The following is a 13,720-nucleotide window of genomic DNA, read 5'->3' as shown; positions in this document are numbered from 1 at the left end:
GGCCCCTTTGATGGGGTGGTGCAAAAATCCGAGGACCAATGAGCAAGAAGATCTTTCACGTCGATACAGTCATCTTCGATCTGGATGGAACCCTTGTCGACACGGCCCCCGATCTATGCGCCGCCATGAACCATGTGCTCGAAGGTCTGCGTCGTCCTCACCTTGAGCTTCAGGCCGTGCGGCATATGGTCGGCCACGGTGTGCGCAAGCTGATCGAAACCGGGCTCAACGCCACAGGCGGCATCCCGCAAGAGCGGGACATGGATGCGGAACAGGCGCTCTTTCTGACCCATTATCGGCACAATATTGCCCGCCTGAGCCAACCATTCCCCGGTGCTCTGGATCTGATAAAGCGCTTGAAAGACAATGATATCGCTCTTGGCCTTTGCACCAACAAACCGCAGGATTTGACCGTTCGGCTTTTGGACGCGCTGGATCTTCATCCTTATTTTTCTTCGGTTATCGGCGGCGATACCCTGCCCCATTGCAAACCCCATCCCATGCATATCAATCAGGTTCTGCACGAGCTTGGCGATCAGAGAGACGCCCTGATGGTGGGAGATACCCAAACCGATGTGGATGCCGCGCGCGCCAGCGACATTCCTGTTGCCGTGGTCAGCTTTGGCTATAGCGCCCGTCCGGCGATAGACTTAGGCGCTGATGGTGTTGCGGAGTCTTTCGCGCATCTGTCGCAAATGATTAAGATCAAGACGCATAGAAAAACAAGGCGATGATGTGAGCACAGGCAAGATCATCGAAAGCGGCTTCCGGATACTGCCGATACAGATATTGGTGGTGGTTTTGCTCTTTGGGCTGCATCTTTCAGGGCTGGTGGATGCGCTTCCCGCGCTGATTATTGCAGCCGTGGTCGGCATAGCCTTCTTCTGGATTGACCGGCGCTACCGCATAGTGGTGAACCGGCTGACCGATGCCCTGAAAACCGCCCGCTCCGCCCGCCGGAATCTGGCCCCATTGCGGGCCAAAATCGCCGAAGGGATCGACGCGCCTTTGCTCTTGATCGACCCTTTACGCAAAGTGCTGGATGCCAACCGCCCGGCCCGCACCCTTTTTGGCAATAATCTGATCGGCCGCGATGTCAGCCTTTATGTGCGCCATCCCGATATTCTGGAAGCGCTGGGCAAAGTGATGCAGGGCGCTCCCATCGCCCGCCTTGAAGCCTCTTTGACGGGGGCGGTTGAACGTATTTTTTCCATCAGCGTATCGCGGGTGGATAACAGCCGCCACGCATCGGATAGCGACAGGGAAAGCACCGAACCTGCATTTTACGTGGTCATTTCCATGCACGACATCACAAAGATGCGGGTGGCCGAACGCATGCGCGCCGATTTTGTCGCCAATGCCAGCCATGAATTGCGCACGCCTTTATCGTCTGTGATCGGCTTCATTGAAACCATGAACGGCCCCGCCAAAGGCGACGAAGCCGCCCAAGAGCGGTTTTTGGGCATCATGGAAGAAGAATCCCGACGCATGGTGCGCCTGATCGACGATCTGTTATCCCTTTCGCGGATCGAACTGGACAAGCATGTGCAGCCCAAAAGCAGCGTGCAGCTTGAGCCCATTTTAAAAGGCGTTGCCGCATCTTTGGAGCCAACCGTCCAGAAACGTCATATGGCCATCAATATTCTTGTGCCGGATTCCCTTGAACCGGTGCAAGGCGATGCCGACCAAATCCACCAGATGTTGCAAAATCTCACATCCAATGCGCTGAAATACGCCTATGAAGCAGCACCGTGACATTATCTGCACAGCCGGTGGAACGCATCCCCGAAAGCGGGCAACGCGGCATCGCCATCAGTATCACGGATCACGGCCCCGGTATTCCGCCCGAACATCTTCCCCGCCTGACCGAGCGCTTTTATCGGGTCGATGCGGCGCGATCCCGAAAGCTGGGGGGCACGGGGCTTGGCCTTGCGATCGTAAAACATATCGTGTCGCGCCATCGCGGCCATCTGGATATCCGCAGCATATTGGGGAAAGGGACCACCGTCACCATCTCTCTCCCTATATATCAAGGACTCCGTGAGCCGGAAGACCATCCCTGAAAGGATCAGCAAAGACATGCAATCTGCTCGCTGGACCGTCATATGACTGTAATCGGAGTATCTTAAACAGACGCATGTGCATTCGTGCCAATTGTGGCAGAGGAGCCGACATGACCGATATTCACACAATAAAGTCCTATGATGACGAACTGGACCAGTTGCGGGCCATCCTGAGCGAAATGGCCGGTCTGGCAGAAATGCAACTTGCCAATGCCGTGACGGCGTTAATGGCCCGCGATATAAAACTGGCGGAAAAAGTCATCGCATCTGACAAAAAGATCGACTTTCTGGAACAGCGTGCCGAAGAAAAAGCCATCGAAGTAATCGCGCGGCGTGCGCCACTGGCCGATGACCTGCGTGAATTGGTGGCAACGATAAAAATCTCCAACGCCCTGGAACGGATTGGCGATTATTCCAAAAATATCGCCAAGCGAACCACCGTACTGGTCAATACCCTCCCCATTCGCCAGATCAGCGTGCTGCCCGAAATGGCGCAAGAAGCGCAAAGAATGATTACCGATGTGCTGGATGCGTTTATCCAGCGCGATAGCACCCGCGCCGTGAATGTGTGGGCTAGGATGAGCGCATTGATCTGCTTTATGATAGCCTGTTCCGCGAATTGCTGACCTATATGATGGAAAAGCCGCAGATCATCACCGCCTGCACCCATTTGCTGTTTATCGCAAAAAATATCGAACGGGCGGGCGATCAGGCCACCAATATTGCAGAAATCGCCTATTATGTGATCGAGGGGCGCCCCATGAAAGACGCACGCCCCAAACGGGATGACACTGCCTTTGCCCGCGCTTCAAAAGACGAACAGCCCCATCCGGATCAACAGGATAGCGCATCATGAAGCCACGCATTTTGCTTGTTGAAGACGATATCAATCTGACCGAACTCGTCCGGTATAATTTGGAACGGGAAGGGTTCGATGTGGTTTTCAGCAATGATGGCGAAGAAGGCATGATGATGGCGATGGAGCAGCCACCGGATCTGATTTTGCTGGATTGGATGCTGCCCAATCTATCGGGCATCGAGATCTGCCGTCGCCTGCGTCGCAATGGAGACACCGCCAATATCCCCATCATCATGCTCACCGCGCGCACCGAAGAAGGCGACCGGGTGCGGGGACTGGAAATCGGGGCCGACGATTATGTCACCAAACCCTTCAGCCCCCGCGAGCTGATCGCTCGCATAAATGCCGTCTTGCGCCGCGTGCGACCCGGCTTGTCCGGTAAGGTTCTGACCTTTTCCGACATCAGCCTCGACAGCACCACCCACAAAGTTCTGCGCGATCATAAGCCGGTGCATTTGGGGCCCACGGAATTTCGCATGCTTCGGCATTTTCTGGAAAATCCGGGCCGGGTCTTTTCCCGTGAACAGCTTTTGGATGCCGTATGGGGGCATGATGTTTATGTGGAATTGCGCACTGTCGATGTGCATATCCGCCGGCTGCGCAAGGCCTTGAACAGCGATGGTGCCAACGACATCATACGCACTGTCCGCTCCGCAGGCTATGCCCTTGATACTGAACAATAAAAAACCAGAATATCCAACCAAATCATAACAAGCTGCCACCAGCCGGAAAGCCACCTTTCCGGCCCCATTAACCACTTGTAAACGAAATTGTGAAACCATCGAAATCGAATAAAATTTTATATTGTTTCCGTTTCCGGTATGTCCCTTCGAGCAGTGGCTGAGTCTCTTCAAATCCAGAAAACTTTAGCAGGATAGTCCGATGGTCAAGCTTACCAGACAGCCTTCCAGAACAATCGATCAAGACGTCGCCTATCTCGCCGATCTCAGGATAATCGCCTTGATGTCGGGCTGGCCTTCATCCTTGTCGTCGGCCTGTCTCTTGGTCTTTGGGCAACCGTTTTGTCATTCATCTTTTGATTTCTGTCTAAAGCCGATATGCTCTTTATCGGGCGGTGGTAAATCCGTCTGGTTTTCTTGCCTATAAAGCAGGTCCAATGAGCAATATTCTCGGCGTTCTCCTTACATCGGATCATCTTCTTCTTGGCCTATTAGCGGCGCTTATCATCGTTGCGCTTATGGGGCTGATTGTGATGTTTCGTCTTTCCGACAAGCTGCGCGACATTGAAAACGCGCAAAAATATCAGCACAAAGAGCTCATGAAAGAAGTGGCCTTGAACAGCCCCATTCGGGCAGCCATTGCCGCTGTTATCGCCGCCCAAGGGAAAAAGCCCCCGACGCTTCAGGATTTCCAGGCAGAGGTTGGCGCGCTCACCGAAAACTGGGCGGAAATCGAAGCGCTTGCAGAACAGGCCCAAAGCCAACTTGCAAAAATGGTGGATGAAGCGGCAGATGGGAACGCACGGGACTCCGCTTGAAACGGCGAGGCATCATCTGTTGCATCCAGACAAAAGAGCCCTATGGGCGCGATGATGCGGCGTGGCTTTCTTTGCCCGCACCTTTTGTCATGCTCCACTGGTCATAAATCTCCAATGGAGTTGCAGCATGCCCGCCCAATGTTTTGAAAAAGAATTCAAAATAACGATCCATTTGATCCAGAAAGCGCGTCAGATCCGCAGGGCTTTGCACATAAGGCGTGTGGCCCGGCGCTAAGGACGGGCTGTGATAGGTATAGCTGAACACCCGAAAGCCATCTTTAAACATCGCTTTTGTCAGCCTTATATGGTCACGGGCATCCTGTCCTTCCGGGCTTAATCTTATCCGTTCCAAAAGCCCAAGGCGGGCACAAATTCCCGGCAGGTGCATGCGGCGTAAAAAAGGCGTTTGAATCCGGGGATAAAGCCACCGTCCCTGCCCACGCAACACCCCCGCAAAGGCATTGGACAAAGGCAATTCCAAAATATCCGCGGCAGGTGAAAATGCGCGCAAATGCGGTGTTTCATGGAGAAAATCCGGCCCCTGATCGTCACTGAAATCCGTATAGGGCACGATGGAACAATCCACTTTATAGCCCAATCGGGCCAAAATCTCCGGCGTATTTGGCCCAAGGCCATAGCGCCCGGCTTTATAGACCAAAGGGCGTTTTTTGAAGGCGTCCTCGATTATCGCGGTCAAAATCCGCAGCTTTTCATATTCAAGCGCTGGCGTAAGATTACCGGGATAGCTGTGCGCGCGGCAGACCTCTTCTTCAAAGGGCGGCGACACCCAAGGATGAAGGTGGGCCCCGATAACAGCCTCTCCCCGATCCTGATAGGCTTTCAAAAGCATCACCGCATCCGGATCGCTGGCCACCGGATGATCGATCGCATAGGTGGGAATGATGCCATAGCGGGCAAAAATAGCCTGCGCCTTGTCTTGTGCCGCAATAGAGGTAACCGCACGGGCTTCCCGACGAAAAGGGCCGTCCCAATCGAACTCTTCTTCCGTATCGATAATCACGCATAATTGCGGGGTCTCTTGCATCATTGAGTCCGGCTTTGCTCTTGTCATGTGGTCTTTTGTCATCGCGCCTTCGCTGGTCAAATTTTTCTCGCCGCATGGCACCCTATCCCGATCCTTGTGCCATGCTACACAAAGGCGGGGCAATAACACAGCCTCGTTGCGCTAAACCCGTGAACGCGTTAGGTTTCAATTTGAAACGGGGAAACGGCACAGCCCTTGAAAAAGGGGCGCCAAGCAAAAAGCGCGAGGCCGAGGCGACAGGGAACATCATATCCACCATGACATTGCTGTATCTAACACACCGCATTCCCTATCCACCGAACAAAGGGGATAAAATCTCCACATTCAATATGATGCGCCATCTGTCAAAATCCCATGACATCCATCTTGGCACCTTCATCGATGCAGATGAAGATTGGCAATATGTGGAGAAGCTCCACGACTATTGCAAAAGCGTCTGTGTTGAAAAGCTGGACAAAAAACGGGGAATGATGGGGGCTATCAAAGGCCTGTTGCGCCATGAACCATTGTCTGTGGCTTATTACAAAAACAAGCGCATGTCCCAATGGGTGGACCATATTCTTGCCCATGAAAAGCCCGATGCCATTTTGATGTATAGTGGCTGCACCGGCCAATTTGTTTATGGCAAAACCGCAGCGGGGCCGCGCACCATTTTCAATGCCGAAGATGTGGATTCAGAAAAATTCCGCTCTTATGCCGAAGATAAAAACCGGTTTAAAAAATGGTTTTTTCAGCGCGAAGCGCGGCTATTACGCGACTATGAATGCCGCATGGCCAAGGCCTTCGATCAAACGGTGTTTATCTCTGAAGCCGAAGCGACGTTGTTTCGCACCCTCTGCCCTGAAAGTGCCGAAAAAATCACCCATCGCACCCAGGGCGTGGATGTGGATTATTTCAACCCCGATCTTGATTTTGCCGATCCTTATCCAGAAGCACTCGCGCCATCGTTTTCGTCGGTGCGATGGATTATTGGCCCAATATCAAGGCCGTTACCTGGTATGTGGACGAGGTTCTTCCCCACGTACAAAAGCGCCATCCCGATATTTTGTTTGCCATTGTCGGCATGTCGCCCACCGATGCCGTGCGCCGCCTTGCCGAGCGTCCCGGTGTTTTGGTGACCGGCAGTGTGCCCGATGTGCGCCCCTATGTGCAGCATGCCTGGGGGGTGTGCTTGCCGCTTACCATCGCCCGCGGCATCCAGAACAAGGCGCTGGAAGCCATGGCCATGGGAAAACGCATCATTGCCACGCAAGATGCCTTGGCCGGTATCCGCCCTTGTCCGGAAACCCAAGCTTGGTGGCCCAGAACAGTGCGGATCTGATTGCCCATTCCTGCACCCTTCTGGATGAAGACAAAGCGCAGATCGAAGAAGCGCGGCGTTTTATCATCGACCATTATGGCTGGGATGCAAATCTTAGTAACTATGAAGCCCTTGTTTTTGGACAGAATTCCAGCGAAAGGATCTAGATATGCGGTTATGGCCGGTTATTCTGTCTGGGGGCTCCGGCACACGCTTGTGGCCCTTGTCCCGCGCCTTTCATCCCAAACAATTCCTGCCGGTTCTTACCGATCTTGCGATGATCCAGGAAACCGCTTTGCGCTTGTCCGATCCACAGCGCTTTGCCCCGCCCTTGCTGATCGCCAATGACGATCACCGCTTCATGGTGTCGGAAAAAATGTTGGAAATCGGTATCGATCCTTTGGCGATCATATTGGAACCCATCGGTAAAGGGACCGCGCCTGCGGCCATCATGGCGGCGTTACGCATTGCTCAGGAAGATGAAAACGGGCTGATTTTGCTCGCCCCTTCCGATCATTCCATCACCGATCCGGATGCCTTTCAACGGGCCATTGAAACCGCCATTCCAGCGGCAGAAAGCGGCCAGATCATCACTTTTGGTATCAGCGCCAATTACCCGGAAACCGGCTATGGCTATATCGAAGCGGGTCAGGAAGTCACCGGACAAGACGGTGTCTATCATGTGGAAAATTTCCACGAAAAACCTGATCTTGCCGGAGCCAAACATTATCTGGAACAGGGGAATTTCTTCTGGAACAGCGGGATCTTCCTTTTCCGCTGCGATAGTATGATACAGGCGTTTGAAGCCTTTGCGCCGGAGATTTTATCCGCCTGCAAAGCCGCGCTTGAACAGGTAGACGTGGATTTGGGGTTCGAGCGCCCCAATAGCGAAGCCTTTCAAAAAAGTCCGGCGGATTCCATCGATTGCGCCATCATGGAAAAGGCTGACAATATCGCCGTGGTGCCGGTGGATATGGGCTGGAGCGATCTTGGTTCTTGGGCCGCCATGTGGAACGAAGGCAGCAAAGACGATCAGGCAACAGCCTGAAGGGCGATGTGCTCACCCTTGATACCAAGAACAGCTTGGTGCGTGCAGATGGCCCCTTCGTCGCCACAATCGGCGTAGAGGATCTGGTCATTGTAACCACCAAAGATGCCGTATTGGTGGCCCACAAAGATCGCAGCGAAGAGGTGAAAGCCATTGTGGATCGCCTGAAGGCTGCCAAACGGACCGAACATTTGCACCATCCGCGGGTTTACCGCCCGTGGGGGTCTTATGAAACAACAGACAATGGCGAGCGTTTTCAAACCAAGCGCATCATTGTAAAGCCCGGCCAGAAGCTTTCTTTGCAAAAGCATCACCACCGGGCCGAACACTGGATTGTGGTACAAGGAAGCGCCTTGGTTACCCGCAATGAGGAACAAATCCTGCTAACGGAAAATGAATCCATCTATATTCCGTTGGGGGCGCTCCATCGTCTGGAAAATCCGGGAAAAATTCCCCTGCATCTTATCGAGGTGCAATCCGGGGCTTATCTTGGAGAAGACGATATTGTGCGCTTTGACGACGATTATGGCCGCGGTTGATCGCGCCATCGATCGGCTGGCTCGGCATTGGATTGGAAAACACAAGCAGGAGCGCCTTTATGGTTCGGCTGTCCATTATCGCCGCCGCCTTGATTATCGGCACCAGCCCGCTTGCCTATGCACAAAGCCCAGGCCCTGAAGATATTTGCGCGGCCCATCAATCCAACCCTTCGCCGCGCTTTGCACGATTGCGGCAATTATGCAAAAACTGGAATGCGTCCACCAAAGCCGATCAGGCAAGCTGGGCCGCAAGCATCCTTGCTCTGGAGCAGCGCCTTGGCGCTATGGACGCGCAAGCAAAAAGCCCGGAAACATTCCCTGCGGAAAATATCAATCCCCCGCAGGCTGCAGCCCCCAATACCTCTTTGAAAAAACAAGCGGACCAACAAAAACGGAAAAAACAAGGCTCAACGAAACACGCCGCCAAGACCCGCCTGAAATCCCCGCCCGAAACACAACCGGCCATCACCGATTTTTCGGGCGGCGAAAAGCCAGCCACCCCATCATTGGATCTGCCTGCCCTTCAGGATTATATCGCCCAAGCCTGTGATTTTGAGGCGCATCTATGGTGCAAGCTGAAAACGGCGAACAGCTTGAAAAATGTGGCTTGGCCAACAAATGTGGAAGGCGAACCCCTTTTTCGCAATCCCAATACCGCCATTCGGGCTTTTTCCGGGGCCACATTCGATGGCCAACGCTTGTACTTTCACGGCGGCGGTCACTCCGCATCCTATCAAAACAGCGTTTATGCGCTTGATCTTGCCACTTTAAAGTGGGAGCGCCTTTATGATCCCGACCCCTTGGATGATAAGGGCGCTTTTCTCAACAAACATTTCGGCGTACCACTGGAAGATGCGTGCTATTTCCCCACCAAAGAGCATGCACCGGCAGCCGGACATACTTGGGGAACCCCCTTATTAATCGATCATCAAATTCATGCCTGGCCGACAGCTTGGGGATGCTCGAAATATGCCACCTCTTACGGCCCCATTGTACATAGCATTTTCGATCTTGAAAAAAGGGAATGGCTCGCAAGACGGCCTTTTAAAGAGGAAATGGTCAGCATATCCTCTGCCAGCCCTATCCCCGGCCACGCTTTGCTTTTATCCGTCAAGCAAAATCCCACACTTCTTGAGATCGACCTTGAAACCGACGCCATCACCCGAAAAATCGATCAGTTGCCTTATCAATGGGGCAATCATGCCATTGCCACTTTGGTTGGCAATACGCTGGTCTCTTTGAATAACAAGGATATTTACACAACGCCCATCACCCGCGACACATTTGGCCCGATGGTGCGTGCGGGGGCCATCCCCGCCCATGTGGATTACGACGATGCCTTGCGTTACGCCAATGGCTATTTCTATCTTTGGGATGGCAGCGGCAATCTTTACAGAACCCGCGATTTCAAGGCTTGGGCCAGCTTCAATGACGGGTCCGGACCGCACGGCCTGAAAAGTCTTTTCAACAAATTCTTTTATATCCCGAAATTAAACGTCTTTTTGGGGCTAAGCAATGATCAGGATATTTGGCTGGTCCGCCCGCCTGCTGAAACGTCCAAGGCCCAAGCCAGCTTGCCCGATGGCTTTGTCTGCTCCGATTTCATCGCCGGAAAGGAATGTCGGAATTTACAAAGTCTGGTGGAAGATGGTGGCACGATCGATTTGCCCAAAGGGATTTATGCCCAATGCGCTTTGATCAAATCCCCGACCATTCTCAACGGCAATGGCTCTATCATCCAGGATATGGCGTGCAGAAACAAAGCGGCCCTTATTATCAATGCAGATAGCACCATCCGCGATCTTGGTTGCCGCAATATCTTTGTGAATGATGGCAATGGCGCTTGTATTCGCCAGCAAACCAAGACCCTGACCCTTGATCATGTAACCTTTGAAAACGCCCAATCCGGCGTGCTCACCAATAAAGACATTCACAGCCTTACGGTTAAAAACAGTAGATTTCAAAATCTGGGTGGCGATTGCAAAGTCAAATGCGGGCGGGCGCATGGGATCTATTACGGCACCAATGGCGGCACCTTGACGATCCAGAACAGCCAATTTCTATCCGCCCGACATGAAGGCCATCTGGTTAAATCCGGCGCGGCGAAGCTCGTCATCGAAAACAGCCTGTTCGATGAACGCGAAGGCGATGGCAGCCGGGTGATCGATGCCTTCAATGGGGGCATAATCTCTCTGGATACTGTCGAAATTTTCGCTAAAAACGGCGATGGAAACCGCGATGTGATCGGCTTTGGCTATGAACGGCGCGCGCCCCTGCCCACCCATTCCATCACCATTACAGATAGCCGCATCGATTGCGCCACCGGCTGGCTTGTGCATGGCAAAATCGATGTGGAACCAAAGGTCATCAATAGCCCGGCACGCAATTGCCGCGATGTGCGTTAAACGGAAGGCTGGTCTCTGGCTCCGCCATGAAGGGCCAGCACCTCACCGAAATGATTATACCAGCGCTTCCTTTGCTTCCGGATGGCTTAAAAAGCGCGACGGGCTGGCGGTACGGCCATAGGCCCCTGACTGGAAGATCGCCACCAGATCCCCCACATCGGCGCGCGGCACAGAAATTTTATCGGCCAACAAATCGATAGGTGTGCACAAGCATCCCACCACATTCACGGTTTCCACCGGCTCTTCCCCATAATGGCTGGCGATAGCCACGGGATAATTGCGCCTTATGCCCTGCCCGAAATTGCCTGTTGCCGCAAGCTGATGATGCAAGCCACCGTCTGTCACCAGATAGACCTGCCCCCGTGAAATCTTGCGGTCGATCACCTTGCACACATATACCCCCGCTTCCCCGACGATATAGCGGCCAAGTTCCACGATAACGGCGGTTCCGGGCAGGGCACGGCCCAATTTTTCCACCGTTTCATGCAAGCGCGCGCCCACCAAAGGCAAATCGAAGGCTTTATCCTTAGGCGTATAGGGAATACCGAAACCGCCCCCGATATTCAGATGGCGAACCGGTGTCAGGGCATGGTCAGCCAAACGAATAGCCAGATCGGCAATCTGATCTTCCGCCACCGCCACCGCTTCTGCGCTCAGATTTTGCGAGCCGCCAAAAATATGAAAGCCTTCAAAAGCCAAACCCAGACCGGCCAGTCGCGACAGCATTTCGGGAACCATTTCCGCATCCACACCAAACTGGCTGGGGCCGCCCCCCATATGCATGCCCGATCCGCGTAATTTGAAATCCGGATTTACCCGCACCGCAACACGCGGCGTCATTCCCAAACTGTCCCCCGCTTTGGCGCAACGATCCATCTCGGACAGGGATTCAAGCTCCACCACAATTCCGCCCGCAATGGCCCGCTTTAATTCTGCATCGGTTTTGGCCGGGCCGGCAAAGCTGATATGCGCGTTGGACATGCCTGCATCCAATGCCACATCCAGTTCATTGGCAGATGCAATATCAAAGCCATCCACAAGCCCCGACAAATGCTGCACCACCGCCGGCATGGGATTGGCCTTGATGGCATAATGCAGCCGCACGGCCTTTGGCAGGGCCGCGCGCAAGGCCTTTACCCGCGCTGTTATCTTTTCCCGGTCATAGGCATAAAAGGGCGTTTGCCCCAATCGCTGCGCCAATTGCCCAACGGGAATACCGCCAACCAGCAAATGGCCGTCTTCAAACGCCCAGTCTGCAAAGGCCGGATGTTGTTGGGCCATCCGTTCGGCATCTGCTTTCATCTCCACCATCGTGCTTATACCGCCTTTTTTATGTCTTTAGACATGCATTGGGCCTGAAGGGCCTTACGGTCGATTTTACCATTGGGGGACCGGGGCAGACTTTCATGCACATCCACCCGATGCGGCACCATGAAGCCGGGCAAAACATTCCGGCAATGGGCCACAAGGTCTGCGGTATCAAACATGTCTTTGTTCTTTGGCACCACGGCCACAATAATTTCATGCCCCAGCGTATCATGGGGAAGGCCAAAAGCCGCGCTTTCCAAAACCAAGCCACTGTCAAACAAGGCTTCTTCCACTTCTGTAGGGGAAACGCGATAACCCGATGTCTTGATCATATCATCGGTGCGGCCAACGAAATAGAGATAGCCTTCCGCATCAATACGCACCAGATCCCCCGACCACACGGCCAGTTCCGGCACTTGCACTTCGGCCACGGCTTTTGGCACGGGCTTATAGCGTTCGGCGGTGCGTTCCGCATCGTTCCAATAGCCCAAAGCCACCAAAGGCCCGCGATGCACAAGCTCTCCTTCCTCGCCTGCCTGAGCAAGATTGCCATCGGATTTCACCACCAGAATTTCCGCATTGGGAATGGCCTTGCCAATGGAATCGGGGCGGATATCCACCTGCGCCGGATCAAGATAGGTGGACCGGAAAGCTTCCGTAAGGCCGTACATCAAATAAGGATCGGCATTGGTAAAAATCGCCCGCAGTTTTTGCAGCACATCGCGCGGCATACGCCCGCCGGTATTGGCGAAATACCGCATTTCGCATCCGGCCTCCTCCGGCCAATCCACCGTCAGCAATTGCATCCACAATGGTGGCACCGAAGTCAGCCCCGTAATGCCTTCCCGGGCACAGATGCGCGGCACATCACGGGCCAGCAAATAATTATGCAGCACCACAGCGGCCCCCGCATGAAAGCCAGTGGTAAGCTGGCTGAATCCGGCATCAAAACTTAAAGGCAGCAGCGATAAAATACGGTCATCGGCATGGTTTTTCAGATAGATGGCAACACTTTCGCCGCCCACCACCATATTGCGGTGCGACAACACCACGCCTTTCGGCTTTCCAGTGCTGCCAGAGGTATAGAAAATCGCCCCCACATCGCTATCGCATTGCGGCCCTGCCGGTAAAGCCTTCCCTTGCGCCAAAAGTTCTGTCCAATGCAGCACGCATACCCCTTGGAGGGGCATGTCGGGCACCGCATCCACACTGACCACCACTTGCACATCCGATGCGGAAAGCGTTTCGGCCATTGCTTCGATGCGGGTACGCGACGATATCAATATCCGTGCGGTGCAATCACGCAGAATATGCCCCACCTGTTGTGGCTTCAAAACCGGATTGCAGGGCACAAAAATCCCGCCCGCCATCGCACTGCCGAAAAAAGCCGATACAGTCTCGATCCGCTTGTCCAGATAGACAGCAACCCGGTCAAAGCGCTTTAACCCGACAGCACAAAGTCCGGCGGCCACCTGCTCCAGCTCAGCCGCCAGCGCTCCATAGGTCCGGCTCACTTTCCCGGCCTTGAGCGCAAGCCGTTCCGGTGCCCCATCCGCTTTGGAAAGGATCAAATCCTGTAAATAACACCGCATACCCACATGCCCTTGATATTCTACAAGGTTCAACTGTAACGGATCATATCCCCACAGGCCAAT

14 protein-coding genes and 1 pseudogene are annotated in these 13,720 nt (G+C 53.8%); 11 read left to right on the top strand and 4 right to left on the bottom strand.

The features are described from left to right. Positions 1-38 precede the first annotated feature (38 nt). The 7 genes from JCM17844_RS00535 (at position 39) to JCM17844_RS00510 (ending at position 4,420) form a co-directional block, all read left to right on the top strand. The gene (locus JCM17844_RS00535) at positions 39-734 is read left to right on the top strand and encodes an HAD-IA family hydrolase (RefSeq protein WP_149999195.1); all 696 of its coding nucleotides are present in this window, start codon (positions 39-41) and stop codon (positions 732-734) included. Between the two features lies 1 nt (position 735). Beyond that, complete coding sequence (locus JCM17844_RS00530) at positions 736-1,755, top strand: sensor histidine kinase (RefSeq protein ID WP_149999194.1); 1,020 nt, start codon at positions 736-738, stop codon at positions 1,753-1,755. After that, positions 1,752-2,063 (top strand): sensor histidine kinase, encoded by a 312-nt coding sequence (locus tag JCM17844_RS00525; RefSeq protein ID WP_149999193.1) that lies wholly within the window; start codon positions 1,752-1,754, stop codon positions 2,061-2,063. Before JCM17844_RS00530 ends, JCM17844_RS00525 begins: the two co-directional genes overlap by 4 nt. A gap of 110 nt (positions 2,064-2,173) precedes the next feature. Then, positions 2,174-2,689: a phosphate signaling complex protein PhoU gene (gene phoU, locus JCM17844_RS00520; RefSeq protein ID WP_210431047.1), complete on the top strand. Its 516-nt coding sequence runs from the start codon at positions 2,174-2,176 to the stop codon at positions 2,687-2,689. A 5-nt stretch (positions 2,690-2,694) separates the two neighbouring features. Further along, positions 2,695-2,919, top strand: a complete 225-nt coding sequence (locus JCM17844_RS13900; protein WP_235898854.1) for a PhoU domain-containing protein — start codon at positions 2,695-2,697, stop codon at positions 2,917-2,919. Further along, on the top strand, positions 2,916-3,605 hold the full coding sequence (phoB, locus tag JCM17844_RS00515) for a phosphate regulon transcriptional regulator PhoB (protein WP_210431045.1): 690 nt from the start codon (positions 2,916-2,918) through the stop codon (positions 3,603-3,605). Before JCM17844_RS13900 ends, phoB begins: the two co-directional genes overlap by 4 nt. Before the next feature lie 434 nt (positions 3,606-4,039). Beyond that, positions 4,040-4,420: a hypothetical protein gene (locus JCM17844_RS00510; RefSeq protein WP_149999191.1), complete on the top strand. Its 381-nt coding sequence runs from the start codon at positions 4,040-4,042 to the stop codon at positions 4,418-4,420. 40 nt (positions 4,421-4,460) lie between these two features. Here JCM17844_RS00510 and JCM17844_RS00505 read toward each other — a convergent pair whose 3' ends face one another. Together JCM17844_RS00505 and JCM17844_RS16970 are read right to left on the bottom strand one after the other, a co-directional pair. After that, entirely contained in the window at positions 4,461-5,468 is a 1,008-nt protein-coding gene (locus tag JCM17844_RS00505) for a polysaccharide deacetylase family protein (protein ID WP_210431044.1), read from the bottom strand. A 341-nt stretch (positions 5,469-5,809) separates the two neighbouring features. Then, positions 5,810-6,034 carry a hypothetical protein gene (locus JCM17844_RS16970; protein WP_210431043.1) on the bottom strand — a complete coding sequence of 75 codons (225 nt, stop codon included), beginning with the start codon at positions 6,032-6,034 and terminating at the stop codon, positions 5,810-5,812. A gap of 392 nt (positions 6,035-6,426) precedes the next feature. Here JCM17844_RS16970 and JCM17844_RS00500 point away from each other — a divergent pair, with 392 nt between their 5' ends. The 4 genes and pseudogenes from JCM17844_RS00500 to JCM17844_RS00490 all read left to right on the top strand — a co-directional run bounded on the left by JCM17844_RS00500 (position 6,427) and on the right by JCM17844_RS00490 (position 10,757). Beyond that, complete coding sequence (locus JCM17844_RS00500) at positions 6,427-6,786, top strand: glycosyltransferase (protein WP_149999190.1); 360 nt, start codon at positions 6,427-6,429, stop codon at positions 6,784-6,786. After that, a complete protein-coding gene (locus JCM17844_RS13890; protein WP_210431042.1) occupies positions 6,762-6,932 on the top strand; it encodes a hypothetical protein in 171 nt (56 codons plus the stop codon). Before JCM17844_RS00500 ends, JCM17844_RS13890 begins: the two co-directional genes overlap by 25 nt. A 2-nt stretch (positions 6,933-6,934) precedes the next feature. Beyond that, positions 6,935-8,352, top strand: a pseudogene (locus JCM17844_RS16965) (mannose-1-phosphate guanylyltransferase/mannose-6-phosphate isomerase). A gap of 59 nt (positions 8,353-8,411) precedes the next feature. Next, complete coding sequence (locus JCM17844_RS00490; RefSeq protein ID WP_149999189.1) at positions 8,412-10,757, top strand: Kelch repeat-containing protein; 2,346 nt, start codon at positions 8,412-8,414, stop codon at positions 10,755-10,757. A 54-nt stretch (positions 10,758-10,811) separates the two neighbouring features. On the opposite strand, the gene JCM17844_RS00485 is transcribed toward JCM17844_RS00490, so the two are convergent. Beyond that, positions 10,812-12,059: a pyridoxal-dependent decarboxylase, exosortase A system-associated gene (locus JCM17844_RS00485; protein WP_371864731.1), complete on the bottom strand. Its 1,248-nt coding sequence runs from the start codon at positions 12,057-12,059 to the stop codon at positions 10,812-10,814. Between the two features lie 14 nt (positions 12,060-12,073). Further along, the gene (locus JCM17844_RS00480) at positions 12,074-13,657 is read right to left on the bottom strand and encodes an acyl-CoA ligase (AMP-forming), exosortase A system-associated (protein ID WP_149999188.1); all 1,584 of its coding nucleotides are present in this window, start codon (positions 13,655-13,657) and stop codon (positions 12,074-12,076) included. Between the last annotated feature and the right edge of the window lie 63 nt (positions 13,658-13,720).

Source organism: Iodidimonas gelatinilytica (genome assembly GCF_008579125.1).
In the GTDB taxonomy this organism is placed as follows: domain Bacteria; phylum Pseudomonadota; class Alphaproteobacteria; order Sphingomonadales; family Rhodothalassiaceae; genus Iodidimonas; species Iodidimonas muriae.
Note: the sequence above shows the minus strand (reverse complement) of the source record. Positions and strands in the feature narration are given on the sequence as shown.